The 14,844-nt window shown below is 67.1% G+C and carries 17 protein-coding genes and 2 tRNA genes; 11 read left to right on the top strand and 8 right to left on the bottom strand.

The genetic code is table 11. The annotated features are described in order from the left end of the window. Positions 1-104: 104 nt before the first annotated feature. From rph to CFB52_RS04750, 9 genes are all read left to right on the top strand, one after another. On the top strand, positions 105-845 hold the full coding sequence (gene rph, locus CFB52_RS04795; RefSeq protein WP_059574104.1) for a ribonuclease PH: 741 nt from the start codon (positions 105-107) through the stop codon (positions 843-845). Continuing rightward, positions 838-1,467 (top strand): RdgB/HAM1 family non-canonical purine NTP pyrophosphatase, encoded by a 630-nt coding sequence (gene rdgB, locus CFB52_RS04790; RefSeq protein WP_060313074.1) that lies wholly within the window; start codon positions 838-840, stop codon positions 1,465-1,467. The genes rph and rdgB overlap by 8 nt, the downstream gene beginning before the upstream one ends. Before the next feature lie 34 nt (positions 1,468-1,501). Next, a complete protein-coding gene (hemW, locus tag CFB52_RS04785) occupies positions 1,502-2,716 on the top strand; it encodes a radical SAM family heme chaperone HemW (RefSeq protein ID WP_060313069.1) in 1,215 nt (404 codons plus the stop codon). A 44-nt stretch (positions 2,717-2,760) separates the two neighbouring features. Further along, a tRNA-Ser gene (locus CFB52_RS04780) sits at positions 2,761-2,848 on the top strand. 142 nt (positions 2,849-2,990) lie between these two features. Next, positions 2,991-3,380 (top strand): hypothetical protein, encoded by a 390-nt coding sequence (locus tag CFB52_RS04775; protein WP_059638897.1) that lies wholly within the window; start codon positions 2,991-2,993, stop codon positions 3,378-3,380. Between the two features lie 294 nt (positions 3,381-3,674). After that, complete coding sequence (locus CFB52_RS04770) at positions 3,675-3,968, top strand: hypothetical protein (protein ID WP_099316168.1); 294 nt, start codon at positions 3,675-3,677, stop codon at positions 3,966-3,968. A 310-nt stretch (positions 3,969-4,278) separates the two neighbouring features. Beyond that, positions 4,279-4,770: an energy transducer TonB gene (locus CFB52_RS04765; protein WP_059574109.1), complete on the top strand. Its 492-nt coding sequence runs from the start codon at positions 4,279-4,281 to the stop codon at positions 4,768-4,770. Between the two features lie 305 nt (positions 4,771-5,075). After that, entirely contained in the window at positions 5,076-6,386 is a 1,311-nt protein-coding gene (locus CFB52_RS04755; RefSeq protein WP_099316167.1) for an MFS transporter, read from the top strand. A 104-nt stretch (positions 6,387-6,490) separates the two neighbouring features. Next, complete coding sequence (locus tag CFB52_RS04750; RefSeq protein ID WP_059574111.1) at positions 6,491-6,670, top strand: hypothetical protein; 180 nt, start codon at positions 6,491-6,493, stop codon at positions 6,668-6,670. Positions 6,671-6,689: 19 nt separating this feature from the next. On the opposite strand, the gene waaC is transcribed toward CFB52_RS04750, so the two are convergent. Beyond that, positions 6,690-7,688: a lipopolysaccharide heptosyltransferase I gene (gene waaC / locus CFB52_RS04745; RefSeq protein ID WP_059574112.1), complete on the bottom strand. Its 999-nt coding sequence runs from the start codon at positions 7,686-7,688 to the stop codon at positions 6,690-6,692. A gap of 191 nt (positions 7,689-7,879) precedes the next feature. On the opposite strand from waaC, the gene CFB52_RS04740 reads away from it, so the two are divergent. Continuing rightward, the gene (locus CFB52_RS04740; protein WP_099316166.1) at positions 7,880-9,415 is read left to right on the top strand and encodes a chloride channel protein; all 1,536 of its coding nucleotides are present in this window, start codon (positions 7,880-7,882) and stop codon (positions 9,413-9,415) included. A 116-nt stretch (positions 9,416-9,531) separates the two neighbouring features. Here CFB52_RS04740 and CFB52_RS04735 read toward each other — a convergent pair whose 3' ends face one another. The 6 genes from CFB52_RS04735 to CFB52_RS04710 form a co-directional block, all read right to left on the bottom strand. Continuing rightward, positions 9,532-9,933 (bottom strand): YXWGXW repeat-containing protein, encoded by a 402-nt coding sequence (locus CFB52_RS04735; protein ID WP_059574114.1) that lies wholly within the window; start codon positions 9,931-9,933, stop codon positions 9,532-9,534. Between the two features lie 160 nt (positions 9,934-10,093). After that, positions 10,094-10,348 (bottom strand): cell division topological specificity factor MinE, encoded by a 255-nt coding sequence (gene minE / locus CFB52_RS04730; protein ID WP_006476634.1) that lies wholly within the window; start codon positions 10,346-10,348, stop codon positions 10,094-10,096. A gap of 12 nt (positions 10,349-10,360) precedes the next feature. Beyond that, positions 10,361-11,176: a septum site-determining protein MinD gene (minD, locus tag CFB52_RS04725; protein WP_006476635.1), complete on the bottom strand. Its 816-nt coding sequence runs from the start codon at positions 11,174-11,176 to the stop codon at positions 10,361-10,363. 59 nt (positions 11,177-11,235) lie between these two features. Beyond that, the gene (gene minC, locus CFB52_RS04720; RefSeq protein WP_059574115.1) at positions 11,236-12,021 is read right to left on the bottom strand and encodes a septum site-determining protein MinC; all 786 of its coding nucleotides are present in this window, start codon (positions 12,019-12,021) and stop codon (positions 11,236-11,238) included. 169 nt (positions 12,022-12,190) lie between these two features. Continuing rightward, positions 12,191-12,814: a GNAT family N-acetyltransferase gene (locus tag CFB52_RS04715; protein WP_226093718.1), complete on the bottom strand. Its 624-nt coding sequence runs from the start codon at positions 12,812-12,814 to the stop codon at positions 12,191-12,193. After that, positions 12,777-13,052: a hypothetical protein gene (locus CFB52_RS04710; protein WP_226093717.1), complete on the bottom strand. Its 276-nt coding sequence runs from the start codon at positions 13,050-13,052 to the stop codon at positions 12,777-12,779. Before CFB52_RS04710 ends, CFB52_RS04715 begins: the two co-directional genes overlap by 38 nt. 316 nt (positions 13,053-13,368) lie before the next feature. Between CFB52_RS04710 and CFB52_RS04705 the strand changes: the two genes are divergently transcribed. Further along, a complete protein-coding gene (locus tag CFB52_RS04705; RefSeq protein ID WP_099316165.1) occupies positions 13,369-14,529 on the top strand; it encodes an alkane 1-monooxygenase in 1,161 nt (386 codons plus the stop codon). Between the two features lie 159 nt (positions 14,530-14,688). Here the strand turns inward: CFB52_RS04705 and CFB52_RS04700 are convergent. Next, a tRNA-Ser gene (locus CFB52_RS04700) sits at positions 14,689-14,779 on the bottom strand. Positions 14,780-14,844 lie beyond the last annotated feature (65 nt).

Below are 14,844 nucleotides of genomic sequence, written 5' to 3'. Positions count from 1 at the left end.
CGGGGCGGCAAGCGCGCATTATCCCATTTTTGCGGGACACCCCGCCGGGCGCGCGCGGCGTTCGGCGCTAAAATCGGGGTTTCCTCTCCTTCCGCGATTTCCCCATGACGTCTTCCGTTTCCCGCCCGAGCGGCCGCCGCGCCGACGAACTGCGCAAGGTCGCCCTCACGCGCCACTACACGAAACACGCCGAAGGCTCCGTGCTGGTCGAATTCGGCGACACCAAGGTGCTGTGCACCGCAAGCGTCGCCGAGCGCGTGCCCGAATTCCTGCGCGAGCGCGGGCAAGGCTGGCTGACCGCCGAATACGGGATGCTGCCGCGCGCGACGCACACGCGCAGCGACCGTGAAGCCGCGCGCGGCAAGCAGACGGGCCGCACGCAGGAAATTCAGCGCCTGATCGGCCGCGCGCTGCGCGCGGTGTTCGATCTCGAGGCGCTCGGCCCGCGCACGATCCACATCGACTGCGACGTGATCCAGGCCGACGGCGGTACGCGCACGGCCAGCATCACCGGCGCGTTCGTCGCCGCGCACGACGCCGTGTCGACGCTGATCGCGGCCGGCAAGCTCGCGCGCTCGCCGATCACCGACCACGTCGCCGCGATCTCGGTCGGCGTGTACGAAGGCACGCCGGTGCTCGACCTCGACTACGCGGAAGATTCGCGCTGCGACACCGACATGAACGTCGTGATGACGGGCGCGGGCGGCTTCGTCGAAGTCCAGGGCACGGCCGAAGGCGTGCCGTTCTCGCGCGCCGAGATGAATGCGCTGCTCGACCTCGCGCAAGGCGGGATCGCCGAGCTCGTGCAGTTGCAGAAAGCTGTCCTGGGCACGAACCATGCGTGACGACCGCACCCTCGCGCCGCTGTCGCGCATCGTGCTCGCGTCGAACAACGCCGGCAAGCTGCGCGAATTCACCGCGCTGTTTTCCACGGTCGGCATCGAGATCATGCCGCAGGGCGACCTGGCCGTGCCCGAGGCGGAAGAGCCGTTCGGCACGTTCATCGAGAATGCGCTGACGAAGGCGCGCCACGCGTCGCGGCTCACCGGGCTGCCGGCGATCGCCGACGATTCCGGCCTGTGCGTGCGCGCGCTGCGCGGCGCACCAGGCGTCTATTCGGCGCGCTACGCGCAGCGCGCGGGCCGCGACAAGGGCGATGCGGCGAACAATGCGTACCTGGTCGAGCAACTGCGCGGCGTCGACGACCGGCGCGCATACTATTGCTGTGTGCTCGCGCTCGTGCGTCACGCGGACGATCCCGAGCCGCTGTTCGCCGAAGGCCGCTGGGCCGGCGAGATCGTCGATACGCCGCGCGGCGGGCATGGATTCGGCTACGACCCGTATTTCTACCTGCCGTCGCTCGGCGCGACGGCAGCCGAACTCGAGCCGGCCGTCAAGAACACGCACAGCCATCGCGCGCTCGCGCTGAAGGCGCTGCTCGCGCGGCTCGCAGAGGAACCCGCATGATCGTCTTCATCACGCATCCGCAGCGGGAGGCCGCATGAGCCAGGCCGCGGAAACCGGCGCACGCGTCGTCGCGACCTTCACGTCGCCCGGCCAGGTGCGCCTCACGTCGCTGCCGCCGCTCGCGCTGTACGTGCATTTCCCGTGGTGCGTGCGCAAGTGCCCGTACTGCGACTTCAACTCGCACGAATGGAAAGGCGAACGGTTTCCGGAAGCCGAGTATCTCGACGCGTTGCGCGCCGACCTCGAGCAGGCGCTGCCGCTCGTGTGGGGCCGGCAGGTGCATACCGTGTTCATCGGCGGCGGCACGCCGAGCCTGCTGTCGGCGGCCGGCCTCGACCGGATGCTGTCCGACGTGCGCGCGCTGCTGCCGCTCGACGCCGATGCCGAGATCACGCTGGAAGCGAATCCGGGCACGTTCGAAGCCGCGAAGTTCGCGCAGTTCCGCGCAAGCGGCGTGAACCGCCTGTCGGTCGGCATCCAGAGCTTCAACGAGGCGCACCTGAAGGCGCTCGGCCGGATTCACGACACCGCGCAGGCACGCGCGGCCGTCGAGATCGCCGCGAAGAACTTCGACAACTTCAACCTCGACCTGATGTTCGCGCTGCCGAACCAGACGCTCGACGAATGCCGCGCTGACATCGAGACGGCGCTGTCGTTCGCGCCGCCGCACCTGTCGCTGTATCACCTGACGCTCGAGCCGAATACGCTGTTCGCGAAATTCCCACCCGTCGTGCCCGACGACGACGCGTCGGCCGACATGCAGGAATGGATCCATGCGCGCACGGCCGAAGCCGGCTACGGGCGCTACGAAGTATCCGCGTACGCGAAGCCGAATCATCAGTGCAAGCACAACCTGAACTACTGGCGCTTCGGCGACTATCTCGGGATCGGCGCGGGTGCCCACACGAAACTGTCGTTCCCGAACCGGATCCTGCGGCAGGCGCGCTACAAGCATCCGGCGACCTTCATCGAACAGGCGAAGGCCGGCACGGCCGTGCAGGAAGAGCGTGAGGTCGGCGCGCGCGACCTGCCGTTCGAGTTCATGCTGAACACGCTGCGGCTCGTCGAGGGTTTCCCCGTGCACAGCTTCGCGGAACGCACGGGCCTGCCGATGAGCACGATCGAGCCGGCATTGAAGGAAGCGGAACGGCGCGGACTGATCACGCGCGATTTCACGCAAATCGCGCCCACGCCGCTCGGCCAGCGTTTCCTCAACGACCTGCAGGAATTGTTCCTGCGCGACGACTGAACGAATGAACGGGGCGGCATTTCGGTTACAATGCCGCCTCGTGTGGAAGCGTGGCCGAGCGGTTTAAGGCACTGGTCTTGAAAACCAGCGACGGGAAACTGTCCGTGAGTTCGAATCTCACCGCTTCCGCCAGGAAATTCGCCGAACCCCGTCCATTCGCAGAATGACGGGGTTTTTTGTTTGTCCGCCCGCGTGCGCCCCGCACGAGCCGACACGTCGCGCCGGATGCCGTTACAATCCCGCGCTCCGATTCGCGAAACGGGAACTCCACGTCATGAAGCCCTTCCTCGTCTCGTCGCTCGCCGCGCTGCTGGTTGCCGTCAGCACGCATGCGGCGGCCGACACCGCCTCCGGCGACGCGCAAGCATCGTGTGCGATCGCGTACGTGACCGGCGTCGGCGGTTCGCCGCGCGGCCTGAGCGAATACCTCGCGAGCCCGTCGCCATACAACTACCTGAAGGACAACGAGCTTCAATGCAAGGTGGGTGACGACGGACGCACGTCGAACTGCACCGGCGTGACCTATCTGCGCAACGAACAGGTCAGCGTATACGACGATTCCGATCCGGCGACGCTGACCGTCGTCGCGCGCGTGGAACTCGATCACGGCCAGAAGTATCCGGTGATCGTCGTCGTGCAGCGCAAGGACGCGCGCTGCAAGTAATGAAGTCGCGACGCGACACGTTCATCAGTCGAGACGGATGCGCATGCGCGCCGGACAGCGGCAGGCGGAGCAGCAGGACGACCGACACCACGGCGCCCAACGCAAACGCAATCGCGCTCAGGAATCGGCACCCGATCGGCATGGTACGCGCGCCCGGGCGCATGCCGCCGCGCATCGCCGCACGCTTCCCCACCCCGCTCGCCATCACCTAGAATTCGTTCAACACGGCGACAACCGCCGCCGCGTATTCGATGCCGCACGCGCCACCCGTGCGCGCGGCACACGGAGATCGCCATGACCGACCTGTCGAGCGCGACGGACCACGTCGATTACGAAGGCTTCGAGATCCATGTCGTGCCGGCCGCGATGCCCGGCAGCGACACGCGCTATACCTACACCGGCTACGTGTGCCATCCGGGCGTGAATCCCGCGTTGCCCGGCCATGCGGTGCCGTTCCACGCGGACGGGGAGGAGAGCTTCGCGAGCATCGACGAGGCGACCCGCGAAGGCGTGCACGTCGGCAAGAGCATCATCGACGGCACGCACCCCGACCTGTCGGTACTGTCGCTCGTGACGCACGGCTTCTGACGCGGCCGCAAAGCATCGCCGGCGATGGCGCGGAAGGCCGGTCGAGGTCGCCGCATCGGCTGGCCGCGCGGCCGGATGATCGCAGCGTGCCGCGGCTTTCAACCTTGCAACATGCGCGTCCATCGCTGACGCTGTCACATGTCGCGTCACCTCGCGACGCACCGCGCGCGATGCACATCGCTCGACGCAGCGCCCGGCCGTCATCATCAGCGATCGCAGCAACCGATCCCGCGCGCTATGCGTTTCCCCCCATATCGTCTCGCGTCGGTACGCCTATCATTTTTCTATCGTCCCTCCCGGCCATCCCGTCATGCGCCCCCTTCTCCGTCCGCGCGTCGTCCGGCTGCGTGTCGCTGCGCTAGCCGTCGTCGCCCTGCTCGCCGCGTGCACGATCACGCCGCCTTCGTCGCTACGCTCGGTCCTGACGATTCCGTCGGTCATACGCAGCGGCACGCTCGACCAGTATCGCGTCGAGGTCGCGCATCGCGTCGCCGAGCGCAATCCGTCCGGCATGCTGCACGGCACGCCGCAGGCCATGCTGCGCTCGCTCGTCGTCGTGGCCTTCACCGTCGATGGCAGCGGCCGCGTGATCAACGCGTCCGTCTATCGCAGCAACGGCGACAGCGAGGCGGAAGCGCTCGCGCTCGCGTCGCTGCGCCGCTCGGCGCCGCTGCCGGCGCCGCCGTCACGGCTGCTCGACGGCAACGGCCGGCTCGAACTGATGGAAGGCTGGCTCTTCAACGACGACGGCCACTTCCAGTTGCAAAGCACCGCGTCCGCGCAGGCGCAGTCGATCGACTGACGCGCCGCCGCGGCCCGATTGCCGGTGCACGGCGCTGCTGGCTATAATTTTCCGCACTCGCGCGGCCATCACGCCGCGCGTGCGTTCGCGCGCCGCACCCGGCAAGCGAGCCGACCACGCCGGCACCGGGCGGCGGCGACGTACCCGTCTCCATCGTCGACCGGCGGGTGACGTCCGCGCCACGGCGCGCGTCCACGCCGCCATCGCGTCATCCGCATCGATCATTTGCCCGGCAGCGCCCGGCAGGCCGTCGCCCGCCGAACGCACGCTCAGCCGGCTGCCCCAACGACAAAACGGAGACATCCATGTCCGCATCCCCCCCGGCCGTTGCACGCGCAACCGGTTCGGCCGGCGCCGTCAGCCACCGGCGCATCGTGTTCGCGAGCTTCATCGGCACCGCGATCGAGTTCTACGATTTCTACGTGTACGCAACGGCCGCCGCGCTCGTCATCGGCCCCGTGTTCTTTCCGCACGGCTCCGCAACGGCGCAGGCACTGTCCGCATTCGTCACGTTCGGCATCGCGTTCATCGCGCGCCCGATCGGCTCGTTCCTGTTCGGACACTTCGGCGACCGTATCGGCCGCAAGTCGACGCTCGTCGCCTCGCTGCTCGTGATGGGCGTGTCCACCACCGCAATCGGCTTCGTGCCCGGCTACGACGCGATCGGCACGCTCGCGCCGGTGCTGCTGTGCGTGCTGCGTTTCGGCCAGGGGATCGGTCTCGGCGGCGAATGGGGCGGCGCGGCGCTGCTCGCGACCGAGCATGCGCCGCAGGGCAAGCGCGGCTGGTTCGGGATGTTCCCGCAACTGGGGCCGTCGGTCGGGTTCCTGATGTCGAACGGGCTGTTCTTCGCGCTCGCGCTGTCGCTGTCCGACGAGCAGTTCCGCAGTTGGGGCTGGCGCATCCCGTTCCTCGTCAGCGCGGTGCTCGTCGCGCTCGGCCTGTACGTGCGGCTCAAGATCACCGAAACGCCCGCGTTCCAGGCGGCGCTCGACCGCAACGAGCGCGTGCGCGTGCCGGTCGCGACGCTCGTCACGCAGCACTGGCAGCCGACGCTGCTCGGCGCGCTCGCGATGGTCGTCTGCTACACGCTGTTCTATATCTCGACGGTGTTCTCGCTGTCGTACGGCGTGTCGGCGCTGCATATTCCGCGCCAGAGCTTCCTCGGCCTGCTGTGTTTCGCGGTCGTCTTCATGGGGCTCGCGACGCCGCTGTCCGCATGGGCGTCGGACCGCTTCGGCCGCAAGCCGGTGCTGGTCGCCGGCGCGCTCGCCGCGCTGCTGTCGGGGTTCGCGATGGCGCCGCTGCTCGGCAGCGGCTCGATGCCGCTCGTCGCGCTGTTCCTGACGATCGAACTGTTCCTGATGGGCGTGACCTTCGCGCCGATGGGCGCGCTGCTGCCGGAGTTGTTCCCGACCAACGTCCGCTATACGGGCGCGGGCGTCGCGTACAACCTCGGCGGGATCCTCGGCGCGTCGATCGCACCGTATATCGCGCAACTGCTGGCTGCGCGCGGCGGGCTGTCGTGGGTCGGCGGCTACGTGTCGGTCGCGGCGGCGATCAGCCTGATCGGCGTATTGCTGATGCGCGAAACGCGCGACGCATCGCTCGTCTGACCCTCCGGGGCGACCCGGGTTGTACGGCGGCAGGCGCGCTCTATACTCGATCCTGGGCGCGTCGTCGCGCGCCCGGATATCCCGCCCCGACAGGAGCCGCCGCCATGAATATCCGCCTCGCCAATGCCGATCTCGTCGTGATCCTCGCGCTCGCGCTGGGTGGCGCGCTGCTGCTCGCGCTACGGTTCCGGCCGAAGACCTGGCGCGGCCTCGTGTTCGAGGCGCTGCTGGCGAATCTGGCGGCCATCGCCGCCGTCGTCACGGTCGAGATGTTGCTGGCCTGACCACGGCCGCCGCGCCGCGTCAGGCGGACAGCCGCGCGCGCAACGCGCCGTAGGCCGGGCAGACCGTATCGATCGCGTCCAGCGCCTCGTCGACGGTCGGCATCGCGCCCGGCTCGCCGATCGACAGCGCATGCGGCGCGCCGCCGATCCCGCAATGGTGGCGCGACGTCGCGACGAAAATCATCACGGTCGGCCGCTGCAACGCGTGCGCCATGTGCACGAACCCCGTATCGACCCCCACCACGAGCGCGGCCCGGCCCAGCGCCGCGCCCAGTTCACGCACCGTCATCGCCGGCAACACGATCGCGCCCGGCGCACGAGCGGCGATATCCCGCGCATCGTCGTGCTCGGCCGCCGATCCCCACGGCAGCAGGACGCGCACGCCGCGCGCCATCATCTCCGTGGCAAGGGCGGCCCAGTGTTCGGCCGGCCACTTCTTGTCGGGGTTGGACGTCGCATGGAACAGCAGCATGAACGGCCCGCCGTCGGTCACGGCCGCGGGCAGGCTCGCGTCCTGCGGCGCGACGATGCCGTACGCGGCAGCCCCTTCGGGCACGTAGCCGAGCGCTTCGCCGGCACTCACGCGCATCCCGTGCCATGCGTCGCAGTCCGGCCGCGGGCCGAAACGGTGCGAATACGCGAAGCGCGCGCCCGTTTCGCCAAGATCCTGCGTCTGGTAGCCGACACGGCGCGCGGCACGCGCCAGCGACGAAATGATCGCGCTCTTGTAGACGCCGTGCAGATCGATGACCGCATCGTAGCGGTGCGCACGCAACGCACCGATCGATGCCGAGATCGCCTTCAGGTCGCCGACATTGCGCATTTTCTTGAAGCGGCGCAGCGGCGCGCACAGGACGGCGCTCACGCCCGGATGCCAGCGTACGACCTCCGCGCACGATTCGTCGACGGCCCAGTCGACCGTCACGCCGGGGAAGGCGCGATGCAGGTCGGCGACGACAGGCAGCGTCTGGACGACGTCGCCGAGCGACGTCACTTTCACGATGAGGATGCGTTTCACGATTGGCGGGGTTCTCGACGGGTTATCTCGGCATGCTAACGACGGTTGCTATGTACAGACATTACGCGAGCATTACATTTGCAACAAATTGCATCTCTTTTGTGGATTTTTGTCATTCCCTACCGGCTTCCGAGGTCCCGCTGGCATCCGGTTCTTTTTATAATTCCCTCTTTGCCCTCCGGCCCGAGCCAATGCCGCGCCCCGCCCTTCCCGCGCTGTTTCCCGCCCTCACCCGCCGCTCGCTGCGAATCTGGCGCCAATATGGTGTCTTCTGGCTCGGGGCGATCGTCGTCGGGCTCGCGGCCGTCCTGTACGCCCGGTTGATCGACTGGGGCTACGAGACTTTCCGCGCGATGCGCGATCACGCCGTGTGGCTGCCGCTGCTGCTGACGCCGGCGATCGCCGCGCTGTCGGCATGGATCACGCGCCGCTTCTTCCGCGGCGCCGAGGGCAGCGGCATCCCGCAGGTGATCGCGACACTGCATGCGCGGCCGAGCGCGTTCGGCGCCCGCTTGCTGACGCTGCGCATCCTGTTCGGCAAGGTACTGATCTCGTTCCTCGGCATCCTCGGCGGCTTCACGATCGGCCGCGAAGGGCCGACCGTGCAGGTCGGCGCGGCGCTGATGTTCAACCTGCGGCGCTTCTACCCGCGCTCGAACGCGCAGATCGAACGCCAGCTCGTATTGGCCGGCGCGGCGGCCGGGCTGTCGGCCGCGTTCAATACGCCGCTCGCCGGCATCGTGTTCGCGATCGAGGAACTGACCCGCAGCTTCTCCGCGCGCGCCAGCGGCGTACTGATCACCGCGATCATCCTCGCCGGCGTCGTGGCGCTCGGGCTGAACGGCAACTACACGTATTTCGGCACGATCAACGCCGGCCTCCATTTCCCGAAACTGCTGGCGGTGGCGGTGCTGGTCACCGCGATCGTGACGGGCATCGCGGGCGGCCTGTTCTGCTGGCTGCTGCTCAACACGGGGCGCTGGCTGCCCGCGCAACTGCTGGGCCTGTATCGCGAGCGGCCGATCAGGTTCGCCGCGCTGTGCGGCTTCGTGATCGCCGTCGTGGGGCTCGTATCCGGCGGCACGACGTTCGGTAGCGGCTATGCCGAGGCGCGCGGCCTGCTCGACGGCAGTCAGCAACTGTCGGTGTTCTATCCGTTCCTGAAGATGGTGTCGATGGTCGCGTCGTACCTGCCGGGCATCCCGGGCGGGATCTTCGCGCCGTCGCTGTCGATCGGTGCCGGCTTCGGCAACCTGCTGCACGCCGTGTTCAGCAACATGAGCCTGCCGATGCTGATCGCACTCGCGATGGTCGGCTATCTGGCGGCCGTCACGCAGTCGCCGATCACGTCGTTCGTGATCGTGATGGAAATGATCAACGGGCATGCGCTCGTGATTTCGCTGATGGCGACCGCGCTGGTATCGAGCCGGGTCTCGCGCTTTTTCGCGCCGCCGCTCTACGAAACGCTTGCGCAGCGCTATCTCGCGCCCCCCGTCGCGGCCGCTGCGGCGACGGCAGCCACCGCGAGCAACGTTGCCGAACCCCAGGATGAAAACGCGGCCCCCGCCGACCCGCTCGATACGCTGCGCGACGAAGGCGGCGACGAGCCGGCCGCCGCGGCGGCGGCCGACCGCGCCGCGCCGACACCGGCGTCGGACGATACCGGGCCGCCGGCTGCGACCGGCGCACACGGCCCGGCCCAGCCCGGCCCGCGCGACACTCAATAGATCACGACGGGCGCCGGCCGGTAGTAGACCGGCCGCGCCGGCACGACGATGCACCCGGCCAGCGTGATCGCGACGAGCGCGATGGCGATTGCGGTTCTTTTCATCGCACGCCTGCCTCAAGCCCAGTGGCCACGCGTCCAGAACCAGTTCGGGCCGCGCTGATCCCAGTGGCCCGGCACCCAGTGCATGCCGACGCGTTCGGTTTCCCAGTGACCGCCGATCCACACGTAGCGGCCATGATCCCAGCGCCAGTGCCCGCGCTCCCACACGTAGCCCACGCGCGTGGCCGGCACGACCTCGTAGCGCACGGGCGGCGGCGCATTCGGCGCGACGACGACGACTTCCTCGGTACGCACGGCGACCGGCTCGGCGATGACCATGCGCCCCTGCGGCGCGATCACGGGCGTGCCGACGAGAATTTCGTCCGCATGCGCGGCAAACGGCGCGACGACGGCTGACAGGCCCGCGGCGAACAGCGCGAGCGAAACGAGACGACGTGAAACGGTAGAGACAGCCATCACAACCTCCTGGTTGAACAAGTTACGCGAGCGTATTCGTTCAATGCGCGACGGGGGATGACGGCCGACAGGCGCCGTGTTACGGCGTGCCCGAAAGTGCAACAGGGCGTAAGACGCGCACGGCGGCGGGCGCCGCCGTGCGGAGGGACACGCGCAAGCGTCAGGCTTGCGGAATCTCGATCTTCACTTCGAGGACTTCGAGATCGTCCTGGCGCTCGAGGCTCACGCGGATGTCATCGTCCGAAATATGGACGTACTTCGAGATGACCGCGACGAGTTCCTTCTGCAGCGCCGGCAGGTAATCGGCCGGCGGCCGGCCGCCGACCCGCTCGTGCGCGATGATGAGCTGCAGGCGCTCCTTCGCGACCGATGCGGACTTCTTCTTCTCGCCGAGGAGAAACGAAAGGATGGACATGGGCGGCCTCCGTTACTTGCTGCCGAAGAGGCGCTGCAGCAGGCCCGGCTTCTGGTAATCGGTGAAGCGCAGCGGCTTGTCCTCGCCGAGAAAGCGGGCGACGACGTCCTTGTACGCTTCGGCGACGTCGGTACCGTCGATATGCACGGCCGGCAGACCCTGGTTCGATGCGTGCAGCACGGCTTCCGACTCGGGCACCACGCCGATCAGCTTGATGCGCAGGATCTCGCTGATGTCCTCGAGCGACAGCATCTCGCCTTCGCTCACGCGCTTCGGGCTGTAACGCGTGATCAGCAGGTGTTCCTTGATCGGCTCCTTGCCTTCCGTCGCGCGCTTCGTCTTCGACGACAGGATGCCGAGAATGCGATCCGAATCGCGCACCGACGACACTTCCGGGTTCGTGACGATCAGCGCTTCGTCCGCGAAGTACATCGCGTGCAGCGCGCCGGCTTCGATACCGGCCGGCGAATCGCAGACGATGTATTCGAAGTCCATCGCGACGAGGTCGTTCAGCACCTTCTCGACGCCGTCGCGCGTCAGCGCATCCTTGTCGCGCGTCTGCGACGCCGGCAGGATGAACAGGTTCTCGCACTTCTTGTCCTTGATCAGCGCCTGGTTCAGGTTCGCTTCGCCCTGGATCACGTTCACGAGGTCATACACGACGCGACGCTCGCAGCCCATGATGAGATCGAGGTTGCGCAGGCCGACGTCGAAGTCGATCACGGCCGTCTTGTGGCCGCGCAGCGCGAGACCCGACGCGAAGCTCGCGCTCGTCGTCGTCTTGCCCACGCCGCCCTTGCCCGAGGTCACCACGATGATTTTTGCCATTTACCCAATACCCTGTGTTCGTCAATGAGAGCCGATCGACCCGGAGCGCACCGCGTGAATTACGTCAGGCGCAGCGGTTCGATCATCAGTTTTTCCTCTTCGAGCCGGATCTGCACCGATTTGCCCAGTACGTCGGCGGGCAGCGGGTTCTCGGTGGTTCGATAGATACCCGCGATCGAAATCAGTTCCGGTTCGAGACACGTGCAGAAAATGCGCGCGTCGTGATTGCCGTGCACGCCGGCGAGTGCACGGCCGCGCAACGGCGCGTAGATATGAATATTGCCTTCCGCGATGATCTCCGCGCCGTGACTGACCGGCGCGAGCACCACGAGGTCCCCTTTCGCGTAAATCTGCTGCCCCGAACGCAACGGCCGGTCGATCACCAGCGTCTGCGCACCGGCTTGCCCGAGCGCCGGCGCGGGTTCCGGCGACTGTTCGGGCGCCGCTTCGGCTTCCCCGGCGGCGGCGGTGTCGACGGCTGGCACGGCCGCCGGTTCCGCTTCGTCGGCAGGTTTCGCGGCCGGCGCGCGGCGATCGCGCGCCTCCAGCAACGGCAGGCCGGCTTCCCCCGCCCAGCCCTGCGTGGCCAGCGCGACGACGCCCACCGGACGCATCCGCACGTCGTTCAGCATCTGGCGGATGTCCGCGAGCGCGACGCGTTCGCCGTCAGCCAGGCGGCGGACGTCGATCGCGACGACATCGTCGGCAAAAAACTCGGGAGTCGCTTCGAAGCGCTTGACCAGTTCGGCACGCAACGCATCGAGATCGGTCGTCTTCACGGTGAACAGCAACGTATCGACCGATCCGCTGCGCAGCTCGAAGAATGGCGATTTTTTAAGCGACATGGACACTCTGCAAAAATTTTTTGCGTATTTTACAGGCGTCCACGCGTGCGGCCATTATTTTTGGGACTCGGGGTTGCGGCGGCCCGGGCGGACGCGCAACCGGCAGGCGGGCAGGCCAGCGGCCGATCGCGCTGTCATCGCGCCGCCCGGCTGGCGTGTCGGGACAGCGTCAGTGCTTTACCTGCGACACGAACAGCGATTTCATCGCGCCGGGCATCCGCGCGATCGGCGCATGTTCGCCGGTGTTGCCGAAACCCGCACGCTCGTAGAAACGGATCGCGTTGCGGTTCGCATCGGCGATCCACGCGTAGACGTCGGTGGCGCCGCGCTCGGCGAGCCATGCAGTGGCCGTCTCCAGCAGCAGCACGCCACCGCGCAGGTGACGCACCGCATGCGCGACCCACAGTTCGCTGACGAACGCGCGCCGATCGGGCGTGTTGTCGAAATACGCGCCGATCATGCCGGCCGGATGGCCTTCGGTGTACAGCAGGAAAGTCGTCGACTCGTCGGACACGGCGCGCTGCGCGGCGATCGCCGACGCTGCGTCCGTTTCGACGGTCAGCAATTCGGCCTCCGGCGCTTCGCCGGGCGCGTAGGGCTCACGCAGCGATGCAGCGCGGAGTTCGCGATACACGCCGCCCTGATCGGCAGCGATACGACGAACGGTCAAGGTCGAACTCATGCAGGCACAGCCCCCTTCGGACAGCAAGCTAGTAGCTTCAACCGAAAGCGGGGCATGAGTCAAATCGTAATTTTCAAACGGCGGCGCGGATCGAAAGGCGGCGGAGGTCATCGGCGACGACCCGCACCGATCGGTGTGCACGTGCAGCATCGGCGCATCGGCGCAGATTGTTGGACGGTAAATGTGCTGTCGTGATCCAGCGCTTCGCCTCGTTCTCCTTGCGATGCGCGGCCCCCCGGTTTCGAGCCGCGTTGCATTGCCTTGCCGCGGCCGTAATGCGACGTAATACAAGCAAACGAAACACGCGCTGCAGCAATACTTCGCTGGCCTTTTTATTGCGATGCAACATTTGTTGCCGCCGCATCACATCGGCATGCGCGCATCACGCGCCGGGCCATTCATCTGACGAACGCGCCAACCCACGGACAGATTCGCCCCTACCTGCATGTTTCAATCGGCGCGCCTGGGCGCTTCGATACGCGCGTGGTGCATGCTCCGGCGTTTGGAGCGTCACGCCTAGCGCGGGGGTTTGGCAAGCGCGCACGCCGGTCGTATAACAGGCAGATCCGGGCGACGATCCGGGGGCCGCCGCGCGCGTCGCGGACCACGAGGATTCGAAGATCTTGCATGCGGCCGCCTGCGGGCCGGCCGGCTGGAGGGAGACAATGGCAACGACCGACGGATCGGCTTCGGGCTGGTCGGATGGCAAGCGTTACCTGTGGCTGCTCGGCGCGCTGACGATCACGCTGCCGATCCTCGCCGCGCAGCTCGCGCTGTCGACGGGCTTCCATGTGTTCTGGTGGTTCGGTCCGCTGTTCGCGTTCGGCGTGATCCCGATTCTCGACACGCTCATCGGCGACGATCGCGACAATCCACCCGAAGCCGTCGTGCCGCATCTCGAACGCGAGCGCTATTACCGGTACATCGTCTATCTCGCGACTTTCGTCGAATACGTCGCGTTCTTCATGTGCGTGTGGATCGTCGGCACGCACGCGCTCGCTTGGTACGACTATGTCGGCTTCGCGCTGTCGCTCGGCGCCGCGACGGGCATCTCGATCAATACCGCGCACGAGCTCGGGCACAAGACCGACCGCTTCGAACGCTGGCTCGCGAAGATCACGCTCGCACCGGTCGCGTACGGCCACTTCTACGTCGAGCACAACCGCGGCCATCACGTGCGCGTCGCGACCGCCGAGGACCCGGCGAGCGCGCGCTATGGCGAATCGTTCTGGGCGTTCCTGCCGCGCACGGTGACGGGCAGCATCCGCTCGGCATGGCGACTCGAAAAAACCCGCCTCGAGCGCCTCGGGCGTTCGCCTTGGACGTGGCGCAACGAAGTGCTGCACGCGTGGGCGATGACCGCGATCGTATGGGGCATCGCGATCGCGATGGCCGGCAAGATCGTGATCCCGTTCCTCGTGATCCAGGCCGTCTACGGCGCTTCGCTGCTCGAAGTGGTGAACTACGTCGAGCACTACGGGCTCGGCCGCCGCAAGCTGCCGAGCGGCCGCTACGAACGCTGCACGCCGCAGCATTCGTGGAACAGCAATCACGTCGTCACGAACCTGTTCCTGTACCAGTTGCAGCGACACGCCGACCATCACGCGAATCCGACGCGCTCGTACCAGGCGCTGCGCCACTTCGACGATGCGCCGCAATTGCCGGCCGGCTACGCGACGATGATCCTGCTCGCGTACGTGCCGCCGCTCTGGTATCGCGTGATGAACCCGCGTGTCGTCGCGCACTATCGCGGCGACATGGCGCAATCGAACATCAAGCCGTCGATCCGCGACAAGGTGCTGGCGCAGTATCCGGCTGCGGCGTGAGGGTTCGGTGGGGACGGTGTAGAAACCGGCGGGCACTGCTTGAAACGGTCGATGCGCCGGTAGCCGGCCCGCTGTCACTGCATCGGCAATCGGCACATTGCACCGGCGATCTAAAACGAAAAACCCCTTGATCCTTCCGGATCAAGGGGCTTCGTATTTTGGCGGAGAGGGTGGGATTCGAACCCACGGTACGGGGAAACCGTACGCCTGATTTCGAGTCAGGTACATTCGACCACTCTGCCACCTCTCCTTCCTTACTGCATTTCGCGGCTGGTCGTTTCCGCGAGAAAAAGATTATAAGACGATCTCTTCGTG

Origin of the sequence: Burkholderia sp. AU18528 (genome assembly GCF_002223215.2) — a bacterium.
Classification (GTDB): domain Bacteria; phylum Pseudomonadota; class Gammaproteobacteria; order Burkholderiales; family Burkholderiaceae; genus Burkholderia; species Burkholderia semiarida.
The sequence above is the reverse complement of the archived record's forward strand: the minus strand, read 5'-3'. Positions and strand labels throughout refer to the sequence as shown.

What these genes read in the sequence shown, in the direction of transcription:
- rph (WP_059574104.1), top strand. Translation starts at nt 105, where the DNA reads ATGACGTCTTCCGTTTCCCGCCCGAGCGGCCGCCGCGCCGACGAACTG.
- rdgB (WP_060313074.1), top strand. Translation starts at nt 838, where the DNA reads ATGCGTGACGACCGCACCCTCGCGCCGCTGTCGCGCATCGTGCTCGCG.
- hemW (WP_060313069.1), top strand. Translation starts at nt 1,502, where the DNA reads ATGAGCCAGGCCGCGGAAACCGGCGCACGCGTCGTCGCGACCTTCACG.
- CFB52_RS04775 (WP_059638897.1), top strand. Translation starts at nt 2,991, where the DNA reads ATGAAGCCCTTCCTCGTCTCGTCGCTCGCCGCGCTGCTGGTTGCCGTC.
- CFB52_RS04770 (WP_099316168.1), top strand. Translation starts at nt 3,675, where the DNA reads ATGACCGACCTGTCGAGCGCGACGGACCACGTCGATTACGAAGGCTTC.
- CFB52_RS04765 (WP_059574109.1), top strand. Translation starts at nt 4,279, where the DNA reads ATGCGCCCCCTTCTCCGTCCGCGCGTCGTCCGGCTGCGTGTCGCTGCG.
- CFB52_RS04755 (WP_099316167.1), top strand. Translation starts at nt 5,076, where the DNA reads ATGTCCGCATCCCCCCCGGCCGTTGCACGCGCAACCGGTTCGGCCGGC.
- CFB52_RS04750 (WP_059574111.1), top strand. Translation starts at nt 6,491, where the DNA reads ATGAATATCCGCCTCGCCAATGCCGATCTCGTCGTGATCCTCGCGCTC.
- CFB52_RS04740 (WP_099316166.1), top strand. Translation starts at nt 7,880, where the DNA reads ATGCCGCGCCCCGCCCTTCCCGCGCTGTTTCCCGCCCTCACCCGCCGC.
- CFB52_RS04735 (WP_059574114.1), bottom strand. Translation starts at nt 9,933, where the DNA reads ATGGCTGTCTCTACCGTTTCACGTCGTCTCGTTTCGCTCGCGCTGTTC.
- minE (WP_006476634.1), bottom strand. Translation starts at nt 10,348, where the DNA reads ATGTCCATCCTTTCGTTTCTCCTCGGCGAGAAGAAGAAGTCCGCATCG.
- minD (WP_006476635.1), bottom strand. Translation starts at nt 11,176, where the DNA reads ATGGCAAAAATCATCGTGGTGACCTCGGGCAAGGGCGGCGTGGGCAAG.
- minC (WP_059574115.1), bottom strand. Translation starts at nt 12,021, where the DNA reads ATGTCGCTTAAAAAATCGCCATTCTTCGAGCTGCGCAGCGGATCGGTC.
- CFB52_RS04715 (WP_226093718.1), bottom strand. Translation starts at nt 12,814, where the DNA reads ATGACCTCCGCCGCCTTTCGATCCGCGCCGCCGTTTGAAAATTACGAT.
- CFB52_RS04710 (WP_226093717.1), bottom strand. Translation starts at nt 13,052, where the DNA reads ATGTTGCATCGCAATAAAAAGGCCAGCGAAGTATTGCTGCAGCGCGTG.
- CFB52_RS04705 (WP_099316165.1), top strand. Translation starts at nt 13,369, where the DNA reads ATGGCAACGACCGACGGATCGGCTTCGGGCTGGTCGGATGGCAAGCGT.